At 63.5% G+C, this 25,452-nt stretch carries 22 protein-coding genes; 11 read left to right on the top strand and 11 right to left on the bottom strand.

Going from position 1 to position 25,452, the window contains the following annotated elements:
* Positions 1–15: 15 nt before the first annotated feature.
* The 5 genes from denD to CIT40_RS14045 all read right to left on the bottom strand — a co-directional run bounded on the left by denD (position 16) and on the right by CIT40_RS14045 (position 5,528).
* Complete coding sequence (gene denD, locus CIT40_RS14065; protein ID WP_094896541.1) at positions 16–1,002, bottom strand: D-erythronate dehydrogenase; 987 nt, start codon at positions 1,000–1,002, stop codon at positions 16–18.
* Between the two features lie 67 nt (positions 1,003–1,069).
* Complete coding sequence (locus CIT40_RS14060; protein WP_094896540.1) at positions 1,070–1,993, bottom strand: carbohydrate ABC transporter permease; 924 nt, start codon at positions 1,991–1,993, stop codon at positions 1,070–1,072.
* An 81-nt stretch (positions 1,994–2,074) separates the two neighbouring features.
* Positions 2,075–3,028 (bottom strand): carbohydrate ABC transporter permease, encoded by a 954-nt coding sequence (locus tag CIT40_RS14055; RefSeq protein WP_094896539.1) that lies wholly within the window; start codon positions 3,026–3,028, stop codon positions 2,075–2,077.
* 65 nt (positions 3,029–3,093) lie between these two features.
* Positions 3,094–4,413 (bottom strand): ABC transporter substrate-binding protein, encoded by a 1,320-nt coding sequence (locus CIT40_RS14050; protein WP_094896538.1) that lies wholly within the window; start codon positions 4,411–4,413, stop codon positions 3,094–3,096.
* Between the two features lie 47 nt (positions 4,414–4,460).
* Positions 4,461–5,528: an ABC transporter ATP-binding protein gene (locus CIT40_RS14045; protein WP_094896537.1), complete on the bottom strand. Its 1,068-nt coding sequence runs from the start codon at positions 5,526–5,528 to the stop codon at positions 4,461–4,463.
* Between the two features lie 202 nt (positions 5,529–5,730).
* Here CIT40_RS14045 and gntR point away from each other — a divergent pair, with 202 nt between their 5' ends.
* From gntR to CIT40_RS14005, 8 genes are all read left to right on the top strand, one after another.
* Entirely contained in the window at positions 5,731–6,831 is a 1,101-nt protein-coding gene (gntR, locus tag CIT40_RS14040) for an HTH-type transcriptional regulator GntR (protein WP_094896536.1), read from the top strand.
* 136 nt (positions 6,832–6,967) lie between these two features.
* Positions 6,968–8,797 (top strand): IlvD/Edd family dehydratase, encoded by a 1,830-nt coding sequence (locus tag CIT40_RS14035; protein ID WP_094896535.1) that lies wholly within the window; start codon positions 6,968–6,970, stop codon positions 8,795–8,797.
* A 123-nt stretch (positions 8,798–8,920) separates the two neighbouring features.
* Complete coding sequence (locus CIT40_RS14030; protein WP_094896534.1) at positions 8,921–9,652, top strand: SDR family oxidoreductase; 732 nt, start codon at positions 8,921–8,923, stop codon at positions 9,650–9,652.
* An 18-nt stretch (positions 9,653–9,670) separates the two neighbouring features.
* The gene (locus tag CIT40_RS14025) at positions 9,671–10,417 is read left to right on the top strand and encodes an SDR family NAD(P)-dependent oxidoreductase (RefSeq protein WP_094896533.1); all 747 of its coding nucleotides are present in this window, start codon (positions 9,671–9,673) and stop codon (positions 10,415–10,417) included.
* A 7-nt stretch (positions 10,418–10,424) separates the two neighbouring features.
* Positions 10,425–10,817, top strand: a complete 393-nt coding sequence (locus CIT40_RS14020) for a GFA family protein (RefSeq protein ID WP_094896532.1) — start codon at positions 10,425–10,427, stop codon at positions 10,815–10,817.
* A 326-nt stretch (positions 10,818–11,143) separates the two neighbouring features.
* Positions 11,144–13,048: a hypothetical protein gene (locus CIT40_RS14015; protein ID WP_148667194.1), complete on the top strand. Its 1,905-nt coding sequence runs from the start codon at positions 11,144–11,146 to the stop codon at positions 13,046–13,048.
* A gap of 138 nt (positions 13,049–13,186) precedes the next feature.
* Positions 13,187–13,867 (top strand): site-2 protease family protein, encoded by a 681-nt coding sequence (locus tag CIT40_RS14010; RefSeq protein ID WP_094896530.1) that lies wholly within the window; start codon positions 13,187–13,189, stop codon positions 13,865–13,867.
* A gap of 64 nt (positions 13,868–13,931) precedes the next feature.
* Entirely contained in the window at positions 13,932–14,354 is a 423-nt protein-coding gene (locus CIT40_RS14005; protein ID WP_094896763.1) for a hypothetical protein, read from the top strand.
* Here the strand turns inward: CIT40_RS14005 and CIT40_RS14000 are convergent.
* The 6 genes from CIT40_RS14000 to CIT40_RS13975 form a co-directional block, all read right to left on the bottom strand.
* The gene (locus tag CIT40_RS14000) at positions 14,342–15,154 is read right to left on the bottom strand and encodes an energy transducer TonB family protein (RefSeq protein ID WP_094896529.1); all 813 of its coding nucleotides are present in this window, start codon (positions 15,152–15,154) and stop codon (positions 14,342–14,344) included. The two genes, CIT40_RS14005 and CIT40_RS14000, sit on opposite strands and share 13 nt — an antisense overlap.
* A 9-nt stretch (positions 15,155–15,163) precedes the next feature.
* Positions 15,164–15,619: a TonB system transport protein ExbD gene (exbD, locus tag CIT40_RS13995; protein WP_038970925.1), complete on the bottom strand. Its 456-nt coding sequence runs from the start codon at positions 15,617–15,619 to the stop codon at positions 15,164–15,166.
* Positions 15,620–15,622: 3 nt separating this feature from the next.
* Positions 15,623–16,567, bottom strand: coding sequence for a tonB-system energizer ExbB (gene exbB, locus CIT40_RS13990; protein WP_094896528.1), 945 nt, complete (start codon positions 16,565–16,567; stop codon positions 15,623–15,625).
* Positions 16,564–17,253 carry a Fe2+-dependent dioxygenase gene (locus tag CIT40_RS13985; RefSeq protein ID WP_094896527.1) on the bottom strand — a complete coding sequence of 230 codons (690 nt, stop codon included), beginning with the start codon at positions 17,251–17,253 and terminating at the stop codon, positions 16,564–16,566. The genes exbB and CIT40_RS13985 overlap by 4 nt, the downstream gene beginning before the upstream one ends.
* Before the next feature lie 2 nt (positions 17,254–17,255).
* Positions 17,256–19,661, bottom strand: coding sequence for a TonB-dependent receptor (locus CIT40_RS13980; protein ID WP_094896526.1), 2,406 nt, complete (start codon positions 19,659–19,661; stop codon positions 17,256–17,258).
* Positions 19,662–19,887: 226 nt separating this feature from the next.
* Positions 19,888–20,127 (bottom strand): hypothetical protein, encoded by a 240-nt coding sequence (locus CIT40_RS13975; RefSeq protein WP_094896762.1) that lies wholly within the window; start codon positions 20,125–20,127, stop codon positions 19,888–19,890.
* 379 nt (positions 20,128–20,506) lie between these two features.
* Between CIT40_RS13975 and CIT40_RS13970 the strand changes: the two genes are divergently transcribed.
* The 3 genes from CIT40_RS13970 to CIT40_RS13960 all read left to right on the top strand — a co-directional run bounded on the left by CIT40_RS13970 (position 20,507) and on the right by CIT40_RS13960 (position 25,451).
* Entirely contained in the window at positions 20,507–21,682 is a 1,176-nt protein-coding gene (locus tag CIT40_RS13970) for an efflux RND transporter periplasmic adaptor subunit (protein ID WP_094896525.1), read from the top strand.
* Positions 21,679–24,825, top strand: coding sequence for a multidrug efflux RND transporter permease subunit (locus tag CIT40_RS13965; protein WP_094896524.1), 3,147 nt, complete (start codon positions 21,679–21,681; stop codon positions 24,823–24,825). The genes CIT40_RS13970 and CIT40_RS13965 overlap by 4 nt, the downstream gene beginning before the upstream one ends.
* A gap of 65 nt (positions 24,826–24,890) precedes the next feature.
* Positions 24,891–25,451, top strand: a complete 561-nt coding sequence (locus CIT40_RS13960; RefSeq protein WP_162307488.1) for an invasion associated locus B family protein — start codon at positions 24,891–24,893, stop codon at positions 25,449–25,451.
* The last annotated feature ends 1 nt before the right edge of the window (position 25,452 follow it).

The raw sequence follows: 25,452 nt of genomic DNA, 5'->3' as shown, positions 1-25,452 counted from the left end.
CCGCCCTGCCGGAGATCAGGCGACGAAATTGCCGCCGAGCTCGTCTTCGATGTGGATGCGGATGATGTCGTCGAAGGTCTTCTCGGCGGTGGTGAAACCGAGTTCGAGCGACCGCTTCGCATTGAAATTGCGCGGCCAGCCGCCGACGATACCGACGATGAACGGATCAGGCTCGCGCTTGATGCGCGCGGCGACCTTGTCGCCCGCAACCCGCTTCAAGGCGGCGATCTGCTCGCCGACCGTCGCCGACAGGCCCGGCATGGTCAGGTTGCGGCGCGGGCCGACCTTGTCGAGGTCCATGGTGCCGGCGTGCAGCAGGAAACCGACCGCGGAGCGCGGCGTGGCGTGCCAGTGACGAACGTCCTCGGACACCGGAAGGATCGCCTCCTTGCCGGCCAGCGGCTCGCGCAGGATGTTGGAGAAGAAGCCCGATGCCGCCTTGTTGGGCAGGCCGGGCCGGATGCAGATGGTCGGCAGGCGAATGCCGATGCCGTCGAGGAAGCCGCGGCGCGAATAGTCGGCCAGCAGGAGTTCGCCGATCGCCTTCTGGGTGCCGTAGCTCAGCAGCGGGGTGTGGAAGAACTCGTCGCCGATCGCATCCGGAAACGGCGCGCCGAACACCGCGATCGAGGACGTGAACACCACGCGTGGCTTGTAGCCGCCGCCGACGAGCCTGACGGCGTCAAGCAGCATCCGCGTGCCATCGAGATTGATGCGGTAGCCCTTGTCGAAATCGAGCTCGGCCTCGCCCGAGACGATCGCGGCGAGATGGAAGATCACGTCCGGGCGGCCGGCGATCAGCTTCTCGGCCGCGCCCGGCACGGCGAAATCGCCCGACACCGTCTCGACCGGAAAGCCGGCCTTTTCCGGCTGCTTGGGCTCGACCACGTCATGCAGGGTCAGCTTGGTGATGTCGCTCTTGCCGAGCCGGCCGTCACGCAGCAGCCGTTCACAGAGTTTGCGGCCGACCATGCCGGCGGCGCCGAGAACCAGAATGTGCAAGAGCTCAACTCCTTCTTATTGGCCGGAACGCGCCGTCTCCAGCGCGCTCCCGTGGCAGCGGCCGCGACTATTCCTTCACGGCGCCGGTCATCGCGGACACATAATGCTCCACGAAGAAAGCGTAAAGGATGACGAGCGGCAGCGAGCCGGCCAGGGCTCCGGCCATCAGCGAGCCCCAGCGGTAGATGTCACCGTCCACGAACTCGTTGACGATCGCGACCGGCACCGTCTTGTTGCTGGTCGACTGCAGGAAGGTCAACGCGTAGATGAACTCGTTCCAGCACAGCGTGAAGCAGAAAATGAACGCGGAGATCAGGCCGGGGATCGCGAGCGGCAGGACGATCTTGACCAGGATCTGCCAGCGGCTCGCCCCGTCGATCAGCGCGCATTCCTCGAGCTCGAACGGGATGGTCTTGAAATAGCCCATCAAGAGCCAGGTCGAGAACGGGATCAGGATGGTCGGATAGGTCAGGATCAGCGCCAGCGGCGAATCGAACAGGCCGTACTGGAAAACGACGGTGGCGAGCGGGATGAACAGGATCGACGGCGGCACCAGATAAGCGAGGAAGATCAGCCCGCCGACGAGATTGGCGCCCTTGTAGCGCAGGCGCACGATGGCGTAGGCAGCCAACACCGATGCGATGATCGAGAGCATCGTGGCGCAGATCGCCACGTACATCGTGTTCCAGAGCCAGTGCGGATAGTAGCTCTCGAACAGCAGCTTGTGGAAATGCTTGAAGGTCGGATTCCAGGTCCAGAACGGGTTGAACTTGTCGAGATCGAGCAGCTGGTCGTCCGGCTTCACCGAGGTCAGCGCCATCCAGTAGAACGGAAACAGCAGGACGACGACGATGATCGTGAGCGGCAGATACAGCGTCACGAGCCGGCGCGGCACCGACTGCAGATAGCTCATGCCTTCGCTGTTATCGACGCGCGCGGGCGTCGCCAGGACGGACTTGAGATCGACTTTCGAGGCAGGAAGATCGGTCATTGTTCTCTCCCTGTTGCCATGTGCGACGGCACGCGCGGGGCTTGCCCCGTTCGCGCAAAAGAGACGGAAACGGAGCGGGGATCAGTCATTGTTCTCCCCCTGCTGCCACTTGCGACGCTGCAGGCCGAACCATGACACCATGATCGCGGCGAGCAGGAACGGAATCATGGCGCTCGAGATCGCAGCCCCCTCCCCGAGCTGCCCGGCGATGATCGCGCGCTGGTAGGACAGCGTCGCCATCAGATGGGTGGCGTTGACCGGACCGCCGCGCGTCATCGCCCAGATCAGCTGGAAGTCGGTGAAGGTGAACAGCACCGAGAAGGTCATCACGACGGCGATGATCGGCGTCAGCAGCGGATAGGTGATGAAGCGGAAATTCTGCCAGCGCGTGGCACCGTCGAGCGTGGCGGCTTCATAGAGCGACGGCGACACCGTCTGCAGGCCCGCCAGCAGCGTGATCGCCACGAACGGCACGCCGCGCCAGATATTGGCGAAGATCACGCAGATGCGTGCCCAGGTCGTGTCGCCGAGGAAGTTGATGTTCTGGTTGATCAGGCCGAGATGCTTCAGCGACCAGGAGATGATGGAGAATTGCGAATCGAAGATCCACCAGAACGCCAGCGCCGAGAGCACCGTCGGCACGATGAAGGGGATCAGCACCATCGCGCGCAGCATCGCCTTGAACGGCATGTTCTCGTTCAGCAGCAGCGCCAGATAGAGCCCGACCGCGAATTTGATGGCGCTGGCGACGGTGGTGTAGAGCAGTGTGTTGAACACCGACAGCCAGAAGATGGAATCGTCCCACAGCCATTCATAGTTCTCGGTGCCGACGAACTGCCCCACCCTGCCGATGCGGGTGTCGGTGAAGGACAGCCAGATGCCGAGCCCCAGCGGATAGGCCAGGAAGAAGATCAGGAACGCCATGGCCGGCACCATGAACCAGAAGCCGAGCCAGTTACGATTGTGTTTGAGCCGGGTCCAGGCGCTGTCCTCGATCATCTGAGGCTTGGCCCGGGGAAGTGCGACATCAGCCATGCCCGATATCCCTGATCGAAATGTTGAAGAGCGGCCGGCCGGATGGGCCGGCCGCCCCGTGACTATCAGCGATAGATGCGCTTGAGCTGGCGCTCGGCTTCCGCCATCGAGCCCTTCGCATCCTTGGTGCCGGTGCAGTAATTGGCGAACATGTCGACGACAATGAAGTCGGCGATCGCGGTTGCCGCCTTTTCGCCGACAGTGCCGATACCGGCCGCCGGCAGCGTGCGCTTGGAGGCCTGCGAGAACACCTCGTTCTTGGGATCGGCCTTCCAGATCGGCGCCGACTCATAGGCGTTCAGGGTCTGGGTCAGATAGCCCTGCGCGCCGTCCAGCCACTTCTCGTAGTTCTCCTTCTCCAGCATGAAGGCGATGAAAGCCTTTGCCGCATTCGGATATTTGGTGAAGTTGAAGGCGAGGATCGGCAGCGCAAGCTGCAGCTCGGTCGGCTTGCCGACCGGTCCGACCGGCCAGAGCGCGTGATAGGTGTCCTCGGCCAGCTCCTTCTTGCTCGCATCGGTCTTGGCGGCAACGTAGATCGAGATGCCGTTCGCCGTGCAATAGAGCTCGCCGGCGAGGAACGCCTTGTTGTTGGAGGAATCGTTCCAGGACGCCGTGCCCGGGATGAAGGCGTCGTACAGCGCCTTGCAATATTCCAGCGCCTTCGCCGTCTCCGGCGAATTGATGACGATCTTGTCGTTCTGGTCGACGGTGTAGGCGCCGTGTCCCCAGAGGACCCAGTGCAGCCACGAATTGCCGTCGCCCGAGGCATGCCCGAGCGCGAAGCCGGCCGGCGTGTTGTTCTTCTTCAGCGCCTTGCACATCTCGAGGAAGCCCGGAAAATCCTTCGGGAATTCCTTGAACCCGGCCTTTTCGAGCGCGGACTTGCGGTACGTCATGTAACCGCCGTTGGTCGCGACGGGAATGCCGAGCCAGTCGTTGCCCTGCTTGCAGGTCTTGGCGGCCGCATCGGTCCAGCCGCCGTATTTCTTGCCGAGATAATCGGCGACGTCGTTCATCTTCAGCACTTTGGTGGGGAACAGCTGCGGCAGCGTGTGCAGGCCCCAGGCGAGATCGAGTCCGGAGCCGGTGTTGGCCGCAACCGAGGCCTTCGGCTGCACGTCCTCGAAGGATTCGCTGAACACATTCATCTCGGTGCCGGTGGCGGTCTTGAACGCGGCGACCATGGCGTTGAACGCATCGTCCTCGGCCGGCACGAAGCGCTTCCAGCGCATCACGGTCAGCTTGGCGCCGGGCTCCGCCTTCCAAGGCGAGCTCTGTGCCCAGGCTTTGGCGAAATCGAACAGTGCCGGCCCGGTGAGCATGCCGGTCGCAGCCAATGCCGTTCCGCCTTGAAGCAGAGTCCGGCGGGTAAAGTCTTGCATGGTGTCCTCCCTGTGATGCTTTTTTATTGTCTCGACTTGGTCTTACGCTACGCGTTCAGGCGCTTTCCCGTCGTCTCGTCGAACAGATGCACCAGCGACGGCTCGGGCTTCAGCCGGATCTTGTCGCCCGGATTGAACTGGTGGCGTTCGCGGAACACCGCGACGACCTGCTCGCCGCCGATCTTGGCGAACACCTGCGTCTCCGAGCCGGTCGGCTCGACCACCACGATCTCGGCTTCGGCGCCGTCGTCGGCGATGGTGAAATGCTCGGGCCGCACGCCGTAGACCGCGGGACGGCCGTCGGATGCCGCGGGCGCGGTCTTGAGCGGCAGCTTGACGCCGTTCGGCCCCTCGAAGGTCGCAACGCCGTTGACCCGCACATGCCCCTTCAGGAAGTTCATCGCGGGCGAGCCGATGAAGCCGGCGACGAACTGGTTGTCGGGCTTGTCATAGAGCTCGAGCGGCGTGCCCATCTGCTCGACGATGCCGTCATGCATGACGACGATCTTGTCGGCCATGGTCATGGCTTCGATCTGGTCGTGGGTGACGTAGACGGTCGTCGTCTTTAGCCGCTGGTGCAGCTCCTTGATCTCGGTGCGCATGGCGACGCGCAGCTTGGCGTCGAGATTGGACAACGGCTCGTCGAACAGAAAGACTTGCGGATCACGCACGATGGCGCGGCCCATCGCGACACGCTGGCGCTGACCGCCGGAGAGCTGGCGCGGATAGCGATCGAGCAGCGGCCCCAGCGCGAGGATCTCGGCGGCGCGCTTGACGCGCTTGTTGATCTCGTCGGCGCCTGCATTCCGCAGCTTCAGCGAGAAACCCATGTTGTCGGCGACCGTCATGTGCGGATAGAGCGCGTAGTTCTGGAAGACCATCGCAATGTCCCGCTCCTTGGGCTGGACATTGTTGACGACGCGGTCACCGATCGAGATCGTGCCGGAGGTGATGTTCTCGAGACCGGCGAGCATGCGCAGAAGCGTCGACTTGCCGCAGCCGGAGGGGCCGACCAGAACGACGAACTGGCCGTCCTCGATCGGTACAGTTACGCCGTGCAGGACTTCAAAATTACCGAACGATTTCCGCACGTCGCGGATTTGCACAGACGACATCTAGCTCCCTCCTCGAAAGTCCCCGACGCCTTTAGCGCCGCGACCGTCTTGTTTTTTCAGACTTTACCGAACACGGCCCACTTTTAGCGAGCAACATTGTCGGCAGTTTGTGCGGTTTTGGCAATTTGTCTTTGGTTAGTCGTTGCTGGTAGCGCTGTCAACGTTCCTTTGTTTGCAGGAATGACTGTGTTAAGAGCAACAAATGGGTCGAAAACGCACCAAGTCAGGCAAGATCCGGCTGGCCGAAGTCGCCGAGCTTGCCGGCGTCAGCCCGATCACGGCGTCCCGGTTCTTCCGCAATCCGGAGGCCCTGTCGATCGGCAAGCGGACACGGGTGGAGAGCGCGGCCAAGGAGCTCGGCTATGTGCCTAACCTTGCTGCACGCGCGCTGGCCTCGCAGCGTACCGAAGTTATCGGCGTCCTGATTCCCTCTCTCACCAACAACGTGTTCTCGGACGTGCTGCGCGGCATCTACGACGCGTCCGAAGGCAGCCGCTACTCGATCCAGTTGTCCAACACGCGCTACAGCATTCTCCAGGAAGAAAAGCTGCTGCGGCTGTTTCTCGCGCAACAGCCTGCAGGGCTGATCGTCACGGGCATCGACCAGACCCCGGAATCGCGCGCCATGCTCGAGGCCGCCGATTGCCCGATCGTTCAGATCATGGAGATCGGCCCCGACCCGGTCGACATGATGATCGGCTTTTCGCACTATGATGCAGCCCGCGCAGCGGTTGCGCACCTGTTCGAACAGGGCCGCCGCAAGATCGGCTTCGTCGGGGCGCGCATGGATCCCAGGGTGCAGCGGCGGCTGGACGGATATGTCTCGGCCATGAAGGACGCCGGGTCGTTCGAGCAGCGCCTCGTCGTCACCACGGCGACGCCGACCTCGGTGACGCTGGGCGGCGCGCTGTTCACCGATCTCCTGGCGCGCGAGCCCGATCTCGATGCGGTGTTCTGCGCCAATGACGACCTCGCGCTCGGCGTGCTGTTCGAATGCCGGCGCCGCGAGATCGCCGTGCCCGAGCAGATCGCGATCGTCGGCTTCAACGACCTGGAATTCATGGCCTCCGCCGTCCCCACCCTCACCAGCGTGCGCACCAACCGCTACGAGATGGGCAAAACGGCCGCCACCATGCTCATCGAGGCGATCGACGGACATCGCCCGGAGCAGCCGGTGCTCGATCTCGGCTTCAGGGTGATCGAACGGCAAAGCTCGTTGCCGCGCCATTCGGACAGCAGGCCAGCCGTTTCAGGCGCGGGCGGGACGAACAAAATGGTAGCGTTACCAAGTAGCCGTGACTAGTATCGCTTTTGTGAGGAAACGACCCGCCAGCGGGCCAGCGATCCGTCATTCGCACCGTTGGGCATCGCGCAAGCCGACGCCCCAAGGCTGATGTAAGTGGACGGACGCCAGTGCGTTTGCATTGCAGGAGAAACCAATGACAAAAAAACCAACCAATGGGCATGTGCCCGCCGGCAACGGCTCCCGCCGCCATCTTCGCTCGCAGGAATGGTTCAACAACCCGCATAACCCGGGCATGACCGCGCTCTACATGGAGCGCTACCTCAATTACGGCCTCACCCGTGCCGAGCTGCAGTCCGGCAAGCCGATCATCGGCATCGCCCAGACCGGCAACGACCTCTCTCCCTGCAACCGCCACCACATCGAGCTTGCCCATCGCGTGCGAGAGGGCATCCGCGAGGCCGGCGGCATCGCGATGGAATTCCCGACCCATCCGATCCAGGAGACCGGCAAACGCCCGACCGCGGCACTCGACCGCAACCTCGCCTATCTCGGCCTGGTCGAGATCCTCTACGGCTATCCGCTGGACGGCGTCGTGCTCACCACAGGCTGCGACAAGACCACGCCGGCCTGCATGATGGCGGCTGCGACCGTCAACCTCCCCGCGATCGTGCTGTCGGGCGGCCCGATGCTCAACGGCTGGCACGCCGGCGAGCGCACCGGCTCCGGCACCATCGTCTGGAAGTCGCGCGAGCGGCTTGCCGCGGGCGAGATCGACTATGAAGAGTTCATGGAGATCGTGGCCTCTTCCGCGCCGTCGGTCGGCCATTGCAACACCATGGGCACGGCGTCGACCATGAACGGTCTTGCCGAAGCGCTCGGCTTCTCGCTGCCGGGATGTGCTGCGATCCCCGCGCCCTATCGCGAGCGCGGCCAGATCGCCTACGAGACCGGCAAGCGCGCCGTCGAGATGGTGTGGGAAGACCTCAAACCCTCGGACATCCTGACCCGTAAGGCGTTCGAGAACTGCATCGTGATCAATTCGGCGATCGGCGGCTCGACCAACGCGCCGATCCACATCAACGCGCTGGCCCGCCACATCGGCGTCGAGCTCACCATCGAGGACTGGCAGAAGGTCGGCCACGACGTGCCGCTGCTGGTCAACATGCAGCCTGCCGGCTTCTATCTCGGCGAGGAATTCCACCGCGCCGGCGGCGTGCCGGCGGTGGTGCGCGAATTGATGAAGCACAAGCGCATCCATGAGGACGCCGTCACCGTCAACGGCCGCGGCATCGGCGAGAACTGCAAGGATGCGCCGAAGCCCGACAACGACGTGATCTGGGCCTACGACAAGCCGCTGGTGAAGGATGCCGGCTTCCTGGTGCTGAAGGGCAATCTGTTCGATTCGGCGATCATGAAGACCTCGGTCATCTCCAAGGAATTCCGCGACCGCTATCTCAGCAATCCGAAGGACCTGAACGCCTTCGAGGGCCGCGCCATCGTGTTCGAGGGACCCGAGGACTATCACGCGCGGATCGATGATGCCTCGCTCGACATCGACGAGCGCTGCGTGCTGTTCATCCGCGGCACCGGGCCGATCGGCTATCCCGGTGGAGCCGAAGTCGTGAACATGCAGCCGCCGGCAGCGCTGATCAAACGCGGCATCCTGTCCCTGCCCTGCATCGGCGACGGCCGCCAGTCCGGCACCTCGGGCTCGCCCTCGATCCTGAACGCCTCGCCGGAAGCTGCAGCCAATGGCGGCCTTGCGGTGCTCAAGACCGGCGACAAGGTCCGCGTCGACCTCAACAAGGGCAGCGCCAACATCCTGATCTCGGACGAGGAACTGAAGAAGCGTCACGCCGAGCTCAAGGCCAATGGCGGCTTCAAGCACCCGCCGAACCAGACGCCGTGGCAGGAGATCTATCGCAACACCGTCGGCCAGCAATCGACCGGTGCCTGCATGGAGCTGGCCACCCGCTACCAGAACGTCGCCGGCACGTTCGGCGTGGCGCGGGATAATCACTGAGATAGGCACGCATAGCCCGGGTGAGCGAAGCGACACCCGGGATATCCGCTCCCGGATATCGCGCTTGCGTGCTCATCCGGGCTACGGCACTGAAATCAAATTCAAGGTGAGGAGAACAAGAACATGGCCAACCGCCTCAAGGGCAAACGTGCCGTCGTCACGGCGGCAGCCGCCGGCATCGGGCGCGCCTGCGCCCTCGCATTCGCGCGTGAAGGCGCAACGGTCATTGCGACCGACATCAATGAAGCCGGCATCGCCGATCTGACCAAGGAAGGCATCGCCGAGGTCGCCAAGCTCGACGTCCGCAACACCGCCGACGTCAACGCTTTTGCAAAGCGCGTCGGCAGGATCGACATCCTGCTCAATGCAGCCGGCTTCGTGCACCACGGCACCATCCTGGAGTGCTCGGAGGAGGATTTCGACTTCTCGTTCGACCTCAACGTCAAGTCGATGCACCGGACCATCAAGGCCTTCCTGCCCGAGATGCTCGCGGGCGGCGGCGGCAGCATCGTCAACATCTCGTCCTGCGCCGCGCTGCGACCGCCGGCGAACCGCTACGTCTACAGCTCGTCGAAGGCTGCCGTGTCGCTGCTGTCGCGTGCGGTCGCGCTCGACTTCATCACCAAGGGCATCCGCTGCAACTCGATCTGCCCCGGCACCGTCGAGACGCCCTCGATGCTCGACCGCGCCGCCGCACAGGGACCGCAGGGCAAGGAGATGTTCATCTCCCGCCAGAAGATGGGCCGGCTCGGCACCGCCGAGGAGATCGCCAACATGGCCGTCTATCTCGGCAGCGACGAGAGCGCCTTCACCACTGGCGTCGACCTCGTCGTCGACGGCGGCTACATGCTCTGACGCCTGGGGATCAGTCTCATGAACAAGATCGACCTCGACGGCCGCGTCGCCATCGTCACCGGCGGCGCGCAGGGCTTTGGCCGCGCCATCACCCAGCGCTTCGCCGCCTCCGGCGCCAAGGTCGCGATTTGGGATTTCGACGCCGCGCTGGCCGAGAAGACGGCGAAGGAGATCGGCGGCGAGACCAAAGTCTTCAAGGTCGACGTCACCGATACCGCAGCCGTCGAGCAGGCGCGCGATGCGACGCTGGCCGCGTTCGGCAAGATCGACATCCTCGTCAACAACGCCGGCATCGCCGGCGTCAACAAGCCGGTCTGGGAGACCGATCTGGAGGAATGGCGCAAGGTGCTGCGCATCAACCTCGACGGTCCCTTCATCGTCTGCAAGGCGATCGTGCCCGCGATGCTCAAGCAGAAATACGGGCGCATCGTGAACATCGCCTCCATCGCCGGCAAGGAAGGCAATCCGAACGCCTCGCACTATTCGGCCTCCAAGGCTGGCCTGATCGCGCTGACCAAATCGCTCGGCAAGGAGCTCGCCGCACACGACATCCTCGTCAATGCGGTGACGCCGGCCGCGGCCAAGACTGCGATCTTCGACCAGATGACACAGCAGCACATCGATTTCATGCTGTCGAAGATTCCGAAGGGGCGCTTCGTTCTGGTCGAAGAGCTCGCCGCGATGGTGGCCTGGCTCGCGTCCGAAGACTGTGCTTTCTCGACCGGCGCGGTGTTCGACATTTCCGGCGGACGCGCAACCTATTGAGGACAGCATGATCCGGGAAGGCGGGTGCCTGTGCGGCGCGGTGCGGTTCAAGGCGGAGGGCGAGCCGCTCAACGTTCGCGTCTGCCATTGCCGTCTGTGTCAGAAAGCGATGGGCTCGCCCTTCTTCGCCCGCGCGCAGTTCGACCAGCGCGCGCTGAGCGTCGAAGGCGAGACCGAGCGCTATGCGTCGTCCGAGGCCATCGACCGCGTGTTCTGCAAGCGCTGCGGCACGCGCCTGTTCGCCTGGCGACGCAATGGGACGCTGGCGGGCGTGTCCCTCTCCGTGTTCGACGACCGCAACGCCTTCGCGCCGACCGAGCACATCTGGGTCTCGGAAAAGCCCACCTGGCTGAAGCTCGACGACGGCCTGGTGCAATATCAGGGGACGATTCCGACGTGATGTCGGGCTTCGCCTGACGCGGCACCGGCGGCCCGAGCACCTCACCGCCATCGTCGTCGCGATCCGGATTCCGGCGCTGTTGCGATTTCGGGTCGGGGTGGCCGACGTCTGCCTCTTGTCTTCCGGCGAGGGCCATGAAACCCGTCATGGTGGCCACAGGTTTCTTTTTATTTTAAGCTTCCGCAGGGCTAGTTTTGCGGGGGATGGTGTTGCGTCTTGTTAGGCCAATAACAAAATCAGAACTTGGACTTTGGCGATTTCAGACTCTTGCGGTGTGGGGAGCGTGTGTCGGCGCTGTTGCGGCCGGCATCTCTGCCTATCTGATCTTGAACGCTGCCAAGCTGGATATGGGCGCCAATCTCGCGCAGGACTTTCCAGTCGTCCAATTGGGTTTCGCGGACAGTGCGGTAATCAAGCGGGCCGAGAAGATCTTCTATGTCCTGTTTTATGTGATCGGCGGCCTCTCGGCCTTTGCGTCACTCAGGCTCCGGAAATTCTTTGAAGGCCGGTCGCTGATCCTGTTTCACGTCTCGGCGCTGGCAATTGTCGTGGCGCTGGAGGCATTTCTGGAAGATGCATTCCAGCAGAGAGTTCGAATGGTCGCGCTAGCGGTCACGGTCGGCGCGGTCCTCATCCCTTTCGTGAAGCGCATCCGGACCCCCATCAGCATCAAGGGCGACGAGGACGTCAGGCCGATCGCCTTCTTCGAATTTGGATGGATCGACGCAGCGCTCGTCACAGCCCTGCTCGCCCTGACTCTGCCGCTGAGCGTGCAACGTCTGGCCAGTGAGGCGGCGGGCAATCCGCACGCCGTATCGTTCCTGGTCGGACCGGCGCTCTATCAGTTTGCAGATGGCCTGGTGCCTGGCCGCGACTTCCTGTCCTTCTATGGATACGGCCCTTCGTATTTGTTTGGGCGGTTTGTGCGCACCGACCCGAACGCCCTGTATTTGCGTTACATCGGTTTCGTTGCGGTTTGCCTCGCGATCTATCACCTCTCGGCCTATTGGGTGCTGCGCGACTTCTTCCAGAACAGGGCGCTGCCGTTTCTCCTGGCCTTCGTATTTCTCGCACTCTGTCAATATGGCGCGGGGGACGCGTTCGCCGGACCGTCTTCGCTCGCCATCAGGTACATGTTCGTGTTCATCGCCACGGGCATTCTTGCGCGCTTTATGATCCAGCCTTCAGGCTGGTCTTTGGCGGCGCTGTCTGCCGTCTGCGCGGTTTCGATCTTCTGGAATACCGAGACGGGGATTTATACCTGGCTGGTCGGCTGCACGGCATTGTCGGCGCGGGTGCTGGAAAAGCGCTGGCCTTGGGAGGTCGTGGCATTCACCGGACTGTCTGCCGTCATCCTGCTCGTATTGTTCGTCGCCGCCTTCGGTCCGGCCGTACTTTCGATGGACTTCCTGCACGTCTTGCTCGCCCCGATCGGCCTGCACAGCGTCTCGAATTGGGTCGGGGTGACGATCAACTGGCATCCCGGATTCGGGACAGTCTACCAGTTGATCTTGCCGGCGATGGCCATAGGCACAGTCGTCAGCGTCGCCGCAACGTGGGCCGGCTGCCGCAACATCGAGCGCGCCTATCTGCTGGTACTGTCTCTCGTCGCGCTGGTTTTCATGGCAAAGTGGATGAACCGGTCACTTGACGCGGTATGGCAGCAAAACGCCTTTGCTTATCTTGCCGTTTGCGCATGGTGGTGCCGATCGGCATTCCGCGCCGCCTTCGGTCGAATGACTTCGCAAATCATCCCTGCCCTGTCGTTGGCGGCAACGGCAGCGCTCTCGGTCACCGTGCTTCTGTGCGCGCAGGATCGTCAACAGAGCGTGACGATCGGACTGCGCTCGTACTTGCAATATCCGAGCATAGCCAGCCTGAGGCTGGGACGCGGAGCGGGACAGGTCACGGTCCGGCTCGATGGCAGCGACATCGACCTGGTCAACAGGGTCGAGCCTCCCGATGGTCGCATGTTGCTGTTGTCGGACCAGGACTGGCTCGTTCTTGCGGCCGTTGGCAGAGCACCCAAGAGCTACTTCCTCCCCTTCCGGGATACGTTCAGCCCGGACCACGTTACGCGGAGCTTTGCCGGGGCCGACCAATTCATTTTGGATCGCGGTGCGACCTATGAGTATGACTGGCTGAAGGACATGGTGGAGCAGATCCTGTCGGCGCAGTTTGAGCGCACCGAAGAATCAACCCGGTTCATCCTTTATCGCAGGAAATCATGACCACGAATGCGCTCGGCGGCGAACCATTTGCAGCGGGCAATTTCGGAATTGGGCACCATATGACGGTAGATCGTAAAGGGTTGTGGCCCTATACGGCCTGCTTTGCAGAGCGCCCAGGCAAACCGGAACGGACGAGCCGTGAACATCTCCTTCTATGACCTATCGGTGTGGGTCTTCCCAGTATTGATCGCCATCACGTTTCACGAAGCAGCGCATGCTTTCGTCGCGGATCGTCTCGGCGACGACACGGCCTCGCAGCTCGGTCGGGTCAGCTTCAACCCGTTCCGGCATATCGACCCGTTCGGCACCGTGATCCTTCCAGCGATGCTGCTGTTTGCGCATTCGCCGTTCCTATTTGGCTACGCCAAGCCGGTGCCGGTGAATTTCCGCAAGCTTAACAACCCCAGGCTCGACATGGTCTGGGTGGCGCTGGCCGGGCCCGTCACCAACATCGTGCTGGCGCTGATCGCGGCTCTTGCCATCCACGCCCTGTCATGGGCTCCGGCCGCCTCGGCGCGATGGTTCCTCGATAACATCTGGAATGCGATCCGGCTCAATGCGGCGCTGGCCGTCTTCAACATGATGCCGATCCCGCCGCTCGATGGCGGGCGCGTCGCGGTCGGGCTGTTGCCGCGCGCCCTCGCCATGCCGCTGGCCCGGCTCGAACCGTTCGGGATGCTGATCCTGATCGGCCTGCTGATCCTGCTGCCCCTTGCAGGTTCCCAGTTCGGTCTAAATCTTGATGTTATTTCAGCAATACTGCGAACGTTGACCGGTCATGTGATTCAGGCTGTTCTCTTCCTGACCGGCAATGCGTAGTTGAACAGCCGTACCCGAACTTTAAGCCGAAGGGCCAGAGGCCGACTTGGTCAAAGCTGCCGATATGCTGATCGCGCGACGCGCGGACACCCGCGCCCGCGCCGATTTTGCCACCTGGAAGATGATGGCCAAGCTCAACGGGGCGTCCGCGCTGCCTTCGGGCGCCCAGGAATTCCTCGCGAGCTACCAGAACCTGCTGGCTCAGATGAGCGAGGGCGAGGCCACCGAGGCGACCATCGGCGCGATCTACAAGGCCTATTATGTCGAGATGGGCGGCGGGGGAAACCCGCCCGACGTCCGCCCTCGCCCGGCAGAGCCGGCAGAGGACAATGTTACCGCTTTCCGCCGCCCGGCGCCGAAGCCAAAGACGAGCAGCTTTTTCGGGGCTGGCGCGGCAGCTGGAACCCAGAAACGGCCCCTGCCGGTGGCGCTGATCTTTGGCTGCCTCGTCGTCGTCTATGTCGGGATCCGGCTCTACTGGCGCTGAGCCGTCTTCTTCTTTTTCGCGTCGGCCGGCGTGAAGATGATATCGACGGTCCGCTCGAACCGGTCTTCGGTCAACCCGGCTGGCGGCTGCGGGATCGGATCCGATTTGCGGACGATCGAGACCGCGGCCGCGTCGTAGGCTGGATCCCCTGATGACTCCACGACATCCACCGACAACACGTTGCCCTTCCGGTTGATCGCGAAGCTCACCTTGACCTTCTGGTTATTGGGCTGTTTGCCTTCCGGATTGATCTTGTGCAGCGACAAATGCGCGCTGATCTTGCGGTTCCAGTCGGCTGTCAGCTTCAGAACGTCCTTGCCGATGCCGATGACGGGCGCCAGCGCCTTCTCGGCCTCGCGCGCATCCTCCTCGAGCGTCTGCCGTGCCGTCGCGACCGATTTCGGCGAGGCTTCGGCGGCCGGCGTCTCCACCGCCTGAATCTTCGGGTCTTCTTCCGTCGGCTTCTTCGAGTCGTTCTCGGTCACGACGCGGTCGGGATCCTCGACCTGCTGCGACTGGTCCTTTGGAAGGTCCGTCTCCTTGGTCTCGGCCTTCTGCTCGGGAAGTGCCTGCTGCTCCTGCATCGCTTCGCTGTCGGGCCCGGGCGGCAGATCGGTTTCGGGCGCCTTGGGCGAGGCCATCTCCACGGCGAATTCCGCGCCGTTCGCGCCGAGGCCGTCGCCGTCGTCATCGGCACGCAAATGCGCCAGCGCGAGCGCAGCACCGCCGAGATGAAGCACGAGCGCGGCCACCGCCGCCAGGATCCAGAGCTTCCGGGATGGTTTGAGTTCGTCCGACATCGCGGGCCTCTAAGGCTGAGCGGCGCCTGCCGCAGGCGCTCCCGGCGCGCCTTCCAGCGCCACCAGCTTCACCCGCGTATAGCCGCCTGAGCGCAGGAGCTCCATGACGCCCATCAACTCCCCGTACGGGACCGACTTGTCGGCACGCAGGAACACGTACTTGTCCTTGCTCATGTCCGACAGTCCGTCGAGCGTCCCGATCAGCTCGGCGCGGTGGACCGGGTTCTCCCCGAGGGCAAGCGTCAGATCTGGCTTGATGCTGAGATAGGTCGGCTTGTCAGGCTTCTTCTGCGGCGTCGCACTGGACGTCGGCAGGTCGATCGGCAGATCGACCGTGGAGAGCGGCGCTGCGACCATGAAGATGATCAGCAGCACCAGGATGACGTCGATGAACGGCGTGACGTTGATGTCATGCGTTTCCGAGAAATCGTCGTCGTCATCGTTGTCTGCGAGCGAAACGCCCATGGCTCACTCCGCTGCGCGCGAATGCACGCCGCCGTGGCTGCGATCGAGATCACGCGAGAGCAGCCGGCCCGCGGCACCCGAGGCACGGCTGACGAGCTCGAGATAGCTCTTCGTCACGCGCGAGAAGTGGTTGTAGATGATGACGGCCGGGATCGCGGCGACGAGGCCGATCGCGGTGGCGAGCAGCGCTTCGGCGATGCCGGGCGCGACGACGGCGAGGTTCGTGGTCTGCGACTTCGAGATGCCGATGAAGCTGTTCATGATGCCCCAGACCGTGCCGAACAGACCGACGAAGGGCGAGGTCGAGCCGATGGTCGCGAGCACGCCCATGCCGATGCGGATCCGCCGCGCCTCGGCGCGCACGATCTCGGAAAAGCTGGAGGCTGCGCGCTCCTTGATGCCGGAATCGCTGGACAGACCGGCCGACATCCGCGCCTCGCGCAGGGCCGCCGCCAGGAACGACGGCAGGATCCCCTCCCTGGCTCCGAGCGCCATCTGCGCTTCGGAGAGGGAGCGCGACTCCGCAATTTTCTTCAGGGCCGAACGAAGCCTGGTGGATGCGACCGACAGCTCGATCGACTTGGCGATCAGGACGGTCCAGGTCATCAGCGATGCGAAGGCGAGCCCGATCATCACCGCCTTCACGATGACGTCCGCCGACATGAACATCACCCAGGGCGACAATTCCTTCATCGCCGGCGCGATGCCGGCCGCCGCATCGGGCTTGGCGGTGGTCGAAACGGGGGCCGCCGGGGACGCCACCGGAGTGGACGCCGTCGGAGCCTGGACAGCAGGCGCCGTCACTGCCGGCGCCGCCGGAGCCGGCTGGGCCGCCGACTGCGCGGGTGCCGGTGGGGTTTGTGTCTGGGCCAAAACGGGGGATGCGAGCCAGGCAGCCGCCAGCATCGCGGCGGCGGCAAGGCTAGCTCTCGGGGACATGGTCTTCATACTTCGGCCCAGTAGCGAATGAGGTTGTGATAGATACCCGTCAATTTGACCGTTTCGGGATCGTCACGCCCGAGCCGGTCCACCAGCGCCTGAATCGCGGTGTCGAGGTCGAAGATCATGCTCCGGGCTTGATCGTCCCGTATCATGCTCTGGAGCCAGAAGAAAGACGCAACCCGCGTTCCCCTGGTTACCGGCGTGACGAGGTGCAGGCTGGTCGAGGGATAGAGCACGCAGTCGCCGGCTGGCAACTTGACTTCGTGCGAGCCGTAGGTGTCCTCGATCACAAGTTCGCCACCGTCATACTCCTCCGGCTCGGCGAGGAACAGCGTGACCGAGAGGTCTGTGCGGATGCGAAGGCCGGTCAGACGGTCGCCGCGGATCGCATTGTCGACATGCAGGCCGAAATGATGGCCGCTATCCGCCGCATAGCGGTTGAACAGCGGCGGGAAGATCTGGAGCGGAACAGCCGCCGCGATGAAGCGCGGGTTCGACGTCAGCGCCGAGATGATGCGATTGCCGAGTTTCCGCGCGACCTCGCTGTCAGGCGGCAATTGCTCGTTGCGCTTGACCATGGCCGACTGCGCCCCTGCGGTCGAGCGGCCATCCTCCCATGCGCTGGCATCCATGATGCGGCGGAAATCCGCCACATCGTCTTTGCTCAGAATGCCAGGCAGGCACGTCAGCATGATCAGAACTTCGCCGTCGTGATCAGGTAGAAGGCCCGGCCCGGCGCGACCGCCACGAACGGCACCGCGCTGCGATAGAGCGTGTCGTAGTACAGCTTGTTGGTCAGGTTCTGCGCGTAGAACTTCATGGTCCAGTTCTTGTCGATCTTCTTCTCGACGAACGCGTCGAAGCGCCAATAGCTCGGCAGTTCGTTGCCGGTATTGGCCGCGAACGTGCCGCCATAGACCTTCGAGCGGTACACCGCCTGCCCGCCGATCTCCCAGCCGTCGTCGAATTTGTACTTGGAGAGCATGCTGAAGGACTGATGGGCGACGTTGGCGAGTTGCAGGCCGATGTTGGAGGCGACACCGCTTTGCGTGACCTTCGACTGCATCAACACCAAGCCGCCGAAGATGCTCCAGCGATCCGTGATCTTGCCTTCGGCCTCGATGTCGATGCCCTGGATGCGGTAGGCCGCACCCGAGGTGAGCAGGTTATTGACGGTCTCTCGCGCGTTATCCTTGGTGGTCTGGAACAGCGCTGCGCTGACCAACAGGTGACGGTCCGCCAGCTCCCATTTGGTGCCGATCTCTGCCGCCTTGTTGCGCTCGGGCCCGAGCAGGATAGTCGAGTTGGCGGGAACGCCACCGTAATCGGTGCCGGTCGCGTCGAGCTCCGAACCGAACGGATTCGCGGAGGTCGCATAAGCGGCATAGACGCTTCCGATCGACATCGGCTTGTAGACCACGCCGACGTTGTAATTGACGAGATCGGAGCTTTGCTTGAGGTAGGCCGAATTGGTGGATGAACTCTGACTGTAGCCATCGTAGCGCACGCCGCCGTTGACGATGACCGTGTCCTGCCAATTCGCGGTATCCATCACATACACGCTGCTGGTGTTGACGCCATAGCGCGTCGGGTTCCCGACCAGCGAAGGCGTGTTGCTGAAGGGAATGTTGGTGTATTGCGGCGAGTAGAGATTGACTCCTGTGACGGCGCCGTTGCTAGTCGAACCGCCGCCGAACAGCTCGGAAGAGAGGCCGGTGTAACGGTCGATCGAAATGTTCTCGTTCGAATATTCGACGCCGAACACCGCGGTGTGCTTGACGCCACCGGTGTCGAGCTTGAACGTGGCCTCGTTCTGGTTGGCCCACACGTCCACGTTCTGGTAGCGGCTCTGCGCGCTCGCCGTCGTGGTCCACAGCATCGGATTGGAGCTGGTCGTAATCGGATTCTGCGGCAGCGTGCCGATGTAGTTGAGCAGCGAATGCTCACCACGCACCTTGCTGGTCAGCGTGATGGCCTCGTTGACCTTGTACTCGATCGTGCCGGTGCCGAAATCCTGCCGCGCCGTCTGGAAGTCGCGGTTGAGGAAGCCGTACCAATTGCCGCGCGGAATGCCGGCCGAGGTCACCGGCACGTTGCCCTGCTTGTAATAGGGCACGCCGAAATCCGGGTAGCCGCTGAGGTCGGTGTGGACGTAGTTCGTGGTGATCTTGATGTCGGTGGTCGGGGTGTACTTGGTCGAGATGAAGGAGCCCCAGCGATTGTCGGTCACGTAGTCGCGGCCGGCGACGTTTGCGTCCTGAAACAGGCCGCCGGTGCGCACCGAGAAGGTCGGGTCGATGACCTGGTTGACGTCGAGCGTGACGCGCTTGGTCATGTCGGTCCCGAACTCGGAACCGATGCGCTGGAAGTTTCGATCACCGGCCTGCTTGGTGACGATGTTGATGGCGCCGCCGGCGGTGCCGCGGCCGGCATAGGACGATGCGGGCCCCCGCAGGATCTCGATCTGCTCGGTGAAGAAGTTCTCGCGGATGGAAACCGCGGGATCGCGGATGCCGTCGATGAACACGTCGTTGCGCGCGTCGAAGCCGCGGATGAAGAAGCGGTCGCCGAACGCGTTGCCGCCCTCGCCCGAGCCCAGCGTCACGCCCGCGGTCGAGCGTCCGATCTCCTTCAGCGTCGTCGCGTTCTTGTCCTCGAGCACTTCCTTGCTGAGCACCGTGATGGTCTTGGGCGTGTTCAGCATCTTCTCCGGAAACTTGCCGGACGCCTGGACGTGATCGACCTTGTAGGGCGCGGCCGGATCGGCATAGGGATTGCCGTCGACAGCGCCTGCGGGCGTGGTCGGCGCAGCCTGCTGCGCCGCCTGCTCGCGCTGCGCGGCGCGGCGAATCGCGTTACGGGCGCGGACCTGCTCCGGCGAAGGCTTCGATGCCTTTGGACGCGGACGCTCGACGGGAGCATCAACCGTCACCGGCGGCAGGTTCGACTGCTGTGCTTGCGCGCCGCTCGACACCGACGCCACCGCGATCAAGCTCGCAACCGCCGAAGCCTTCTTGCCAGAAACGCCCGCGAATTTTTCATCCACCAGATCGAATGCCGCGAACGAACGCAGCGACTTCGGTGCCACCACCTGCCCCATTACCAAACGCCCCATCTTCCTGTTCGCGCATTCATCTCGGCGAACGATGAGTTGTTGGTATCGGCCGTAAAATAGCGGGTCAATGCGAGCAGCTCGCAAGAACCCTTGAATCGATCCAGATCAAAACGATTCTAATCTGCAGTTTGAAATCGTTCTAAATCGAGATTGGACTCGTTCTAAAAGTCGCTAGCGAATGCTGCGCAAATCTGCGGTCTCGCCCACAGCATCAATCGCTGCTCGGCGGCTTCATCAGCGAAAACAATTCGTCGACGGTTTTCAGCGCGACAGCGCGCACGCGATCGGTTGACTCCATGCCGGCGATGTTGACGCCGGTCACGACGGCTTTGATCTCGTCCCGGAAGTCGGTGAGGAAGCGCAAGGGATCGCGCTGCTCGTTGGCGACACGCGCGATCAATCCCGTGATCAGAATCTGACACGCGATCAACTTGCCGTTCAGTTCGTCCATGCTGCGCTCCATGTGTGGCGGCGCCGATATGGATGATGGCGATATCCCTGACAACCGAAACGGCCGCCGCGCAATTTAGAACCGTTCTCGTCGCCACCATCGGGCTGCGACCCGGCGCGGCATCATTCGGGTTGAGCACACTGTCTGCGAGTGCCGCACAGGACTTGCCCGCAGTTCGGTTTGGCCGGGAAAATGCAGCATTGCACGCCGCCGCGCCACAGCACTGCCTAGACGGTGCAAAGCTTTCCAATTGTTTAGGATTCCCGACGGATAGTGCTGTTTACACTCGAACTTGGCGTGTATTATACAAGCGCGCTGGAACCCTGCGATTGCCCTGATAATTCGTAGTTGGGGGGCATACGAGCCGACACGAGACGACATGAAAAAGTCCCGGCCGATCCTCTGGATTCTGATCATCGCGGCCGTGGCCTCCGCGGGTTACTATGGTTGGCAGAAATACGGGCATGGCGCCGGCAAGACCCAGGCCGCCGACAAAGGGCCGTCCCGCCCGTCCGCCGTCCCGGTGAGCGTCGCCCCGGTCCAGAAGGTCGATTTCCCGGTCTATCTGACCGGTCTCGGCACGGTTCAGGGGTTCAACACCGTACAAGTCCGCACCCGCGTGGATGGCCAGATCGACAAGCTCGCCTTCAAGGAAGGACAGATCGTCCAGCAGGGCGAGCTTCTGGTCTCGATCGATCCCCGTCCCTATCAAGCCACGCTCGACCAGGCCAAGGCCAAGAAGGCGCAGGACGAGGCCAGTCTCGCCAACGCCAATCTCGAACTTCAGCGCGCCATGAAGCTCGGCGAATTCGCGACCGCGCAGCGCGTCGACACCCAGCGCTCGACCGTCGCCCAGCTCACCGCCCAGATCGCCGCCGACGAAGCCGCGATCTCCAACGCCCAGACCCAGCTCGACTACACCCAGGTCAAGGCGCCGATCACCGGCGTCGCCGGCCTGCGCCAGGTCGACGTCGGCAACATCGTCAACGCCTCGACGCAGACGGGCATCGTCATGATCTCGCAGGTCGAGCCGATCGCCGTGATCTTCACCGCGCCGGAAGACCAGCTGCCCTATATCAGCGAAGGCCAGAAGACCGGCGCGCTCAAGGTGATCGCTTTCACCACCGACGGCAAGAAGACGCTGGCCGAGGGCAAGCTTGCGGTCATCAACAACCAGGTCGACACCGCCAGCGGGACGATCCGCCTCAAGGCGGTGTTCGACAACAAGGACCACGCGCTGTGGCCGGGCCAGTCGGTCTCGACGCGGCTTCTGGTCCGGACGCTGAAGGATGCGACCGTGGTTCCGGATGACGCAGTCCAGCATTCGACCAACGGCCTCTACGCCTATACCGTCAACCAGGACAACAAGGCCGAGGTGCACAAGATCAAGGTCAGCTACGCCATCGATGGACATTCCGTCATCGAGGAAGGGCTGAGCCCCGGTCAGCAGGTGATCACCGGCGGCCAGTTCAAGGTGCAGCCCGGCAGCCTCGTCTCGACCGCGGTGGCAAGCTCGAATCCGGCCCCGACCCAGAACAAGGTACGACAGGAATGACCGGGGGCGGGATTTCGGCACCTTTTATCCGGTACCCGATCGGCACCTCGCTGCTGATGGCCGGCATTCTCTTTGTCGGTCTCGTCGCCTATCCCCTGCTCCCGGTCGCACCGCTGCCGCAGGTCGACTTCCCGACCATCCAGATCACCGCCAATTTGCCGGGTGGCAGCCCGGAGACGATGGCCTCGTCGGTGGCGCAGCCGCTGGAGCGCCAGTTCGCCCAGATTCCCGGCATCGCCCAGATGACCTCGACGAGCTATCTCGGCACGGCATCGATCACCATCCAGTTCGATCTCAACCGCAGCATCGACGGCGCCGCCAACGACGTGCAGGGCGCCATCAACGCGGCCTCCGGCCAGTTGCCGAAGAACCTGCCGTCGCCGCCGACCTATCGCAAGGTCAACCCGGCCGACGCGCCGATCCTGCTGCTGTCGGCAACATCGGAAACGCTGCCTCTGACCAGCGTCAGCGACGCGGTCGACGCCCAGCTTGCCCAGCAGATCAGCCAGCTCTCCGGCGTCGCGCAGGTCTTCATCGGCGGCCAGCAGAAGCCCTCGATCCGCATCCAGATCGACCCGGCGAAACTGGTCGCCAAGGGCCTGTCGATGGAGGACGTGCGCAGCCAGATCGCGATCACCACGGTCGACAGCCCGAAGGGCAACATCGACGGCGAGAGGCGCGCCTACACGATCTACGCCAACGACCAGCTCACGCACGCGAAGGACTGGAACGACGTCATCATCGCCTATCGCAACGGCGCTCCGTTGCGAATCCGCGACATCGGCCAGGCGGTCAGCGCCGCTGAAGACGCCAAACAGGCGGCCTGGGCCAACGGCAAACGCGGCGTGTTCCTGGTGATCTTCAAGCAGCCGGGCGCCAACGTCATCGAGACCGTCGACAGGATCAAGGCGACCCTGCCCCGCCTCGTGGCGGCGATCCCGCCCGCGATCAAGATCGAGCTCATCAGCGACCGCACCACGACCATCCGCGCCGCGGTCGAGGACGTCCAGTTCACCCTGCTGCTGACCATTGCCCTCGTGGTCATGGTCATCTTCATCTTCCTGCGCAGCTTCTGGGCCACCGTCATTCCGACCATCACGGTTCCGCTGGCGCTGCTGGGCGCGTGCGCCCTGATGTGGGTCGCCGGCTATTCGCTCGACAATCTGTCGCTGATGGCGCTCACCATCGCGGTCGGATTCGTCGTCGACGATGCCATCGTGATGCTCGAGAACATCACGCGCTACATCGAGGAAGGCGAATCGCCGATGGCGGCGGCCTTCCGCGGCTCGAAGGAAATCGGCTTCACCATCGTGTCGATCAGCATCTCGCTGGTCGCGGTGCTGATTCCGCTGCTCTTGATGGGCGGCATCATCGGGCGCCTGTTCCGCGAATTCGCCGTCGTGCTGGCGATGACCATCTTCGTCTCGATGTTCGTGTCGCTGACCCTGACGCCGATGATGGCCTCGCGCTTCCTGCGCGCCCATGGCGAGGTGCAGCACGGCAAGTTCTACCAGTGGAGCGAGCGCGCCTTCGACGGGATGCTGCGCGGCTACGAATACGTGCTCGACCATGCCCTCGCCTGGCGGCGCACCACGCTGGCGATCTTCTTCGCCACGCTCGGCCTGTCGATCTACCTGTTCGTCCTGATCCCGAAGGGTTTCTTCCCGCAGCAGGACGTCGGCCTGATCACCGCAACCTCGGAAGCCTCGCAGGACATTTCGTTCAAGGAGATGACCCGGCGCCAGGAACAGCTCGGCAAGATCATCCTGGCCGATCCCGACATTGCCAGCGTCGCGATGTCGATCGGCGGCAGCGGCCGCGCCGGCAACAACGGCAACATATTCATCACGCTGAAGCCGCGCGACAAGCGAGAGGCCTCGGCTCAGCAGATCATCGCGCGACTGCGTCCCCAGTTCGACAAGGTCCAGGGCGCCCGCCTGTACATGCAGGCAGCCCAGGACGTGCGGCTCGGCGGCCGGCCGACCCGCACGCAGTTTGAATTCACGCTGCAGGACGCCAATCTGGACGAGCTCAACGAATGGGCGCCCAAGATCCTCGCCAAGATGCAGACACTGCCGGAACTGCGCGACGTCGCGACCGACCAGCAGACCCAGGGCACCACGGTCCAGCTCAAGATCAACCGTGACACCGCCGCGCGCTACGGCATCCAGCCGCAGCTGATCGACGACACGCTGTATGACTCCTTCGGCCAGCGGCAGGTCACGCAGTATTTCACCCAGCTCAACACCTACAAGGTGATCCTGGAGATCCTGCCGGAGATGCAGGGCAATCTCGACAGCCTCAACAAGCTCTATCTGAAGTCGCCGCTGACCGGCGACCAGGTGCCGCTATCGACCTTCGCGACCTGGACCACCGATCCGGTCCGTCCGCTCTCGATCAGCCACCAGGGCCAGTTCCCGGCGACCACGATCAGCTTCAACCTCGCCCAGGGCGTCGCGCTCGGCCAGGCGACGCAAGCCGTGCAGAAGGCGATGGCCGATCTCGGCGCGCCGCCGACGCTGAACTCGAGCTTCCAGGGCACCGCGCAGGCGTTCCAGCAATCGCTTGGCACCGTGCCGCTCTTGATCCTCGCAGCCCTCGTCGTGGTCTATTTGATCCTCGGCATCCTCTACGAGAGCTACATCCATCCGATCACGATCCTGTCCACCCTGCCCTCGGCCGGCGTCGGCGCGCTTCTGATCCTGATGGCGGCCGGCTTCGACTTCAGCCTCATTGCCTTGATCGGAATCATTCTCCTGATCGGCATCGTGAAGAAGAACGGCATCATGATGGTCGACTTCGCCATCGCCGCCGAGCGCGACGAGCACAAGACGCCGGCGGAATCGATCCGCCAGGCCGCGCTGCTGCGCTTCCGCCCGATCATGATGACGACGATGGCCGCGCTGCTCGGCGGCGTGCCGCTGATGCTCGGTCACGGCACCGGCGCCGAGATCCGCCAGCCGCTCGGCTACGCCATGGTCGGCGGCCTGATCGTCAGCCAGGCGCTGACGCTGTTCACCACGCCGGTGGTCTATCTCTATCTCGACGAGCTCAACAACTGGTTCTCGGGCTGGGGCCGTTCGGGTGACGGCGAAGGCGGCGAGGCGGTCGAGCACGGCACCGTTAAGGAAGCCGCCGAGTAGCGGCTTGCACGGCTCTTGCGGCGACGCTACAGCGAGGCCCCGGTTCACGCCAACGCGGTTTCGCCATGCTCATGCAATCCAGACTTGTCGCCCTCGCCGCTGCTGTCCTGCTGTCGACTGGCGCCGCTTATGCCCAGCAGGGCACCAAGAAGAACGCCCCCGCTCCGGCGGCACAGCCGGCTCCGACGCAGCCGCAGGCCGAAGGCTCGCCTGCGCAACAGCCCGGCTGGATCGTGCGCTGCACCAGCGCCAGCCGTGACGCGCCGCTCGAATGCGCCATGGAGCAGAATGCGGTACTGACCAAGACCGGCCAGACCATCGTCCTGATCAACATCCGCATCGCACCCGATACCCGCACGCCGGTGGCGCTGCTGCAATTGCCGCTCGGCCTCAACCTTCCCATCGGCGCCAAGCTTCAGGTCGACGAGGGCAAGACGGTCGACCTCCAGATCCAGACCTGCGAGAACCGCGGCTGCTACGCTTCGTCGCCGATCGCGCCGGACCTGCTCGCCGCCTTGCGGTCAGGCAAGCAGCTCAAGGTCTCCTTCCAGAACATGGCCAAGGAGACGATCGCGATCCCGATGCCGCTGGGCGACTTCGCTTCCGCGTACGACAAGATCAAGTAAG

The organism is Bradyrhizobium amphicarpaeae, assembly GCF_002266435.3.
In the GTDB taxonomy this organism is placed as follows: Bacteria; Pseudomonadota; Alphaproteobacteria; order Rhizobiales; family Xanthobacteraceae; genus Bradyrhizobium; species Bradyrhizobium amphicarpaeae.
The sequence above is the reverse complement of the archived record's forward strand: the minus strand, read 5'-3'. Positions and strand labels throughout refer to the sequence as shown.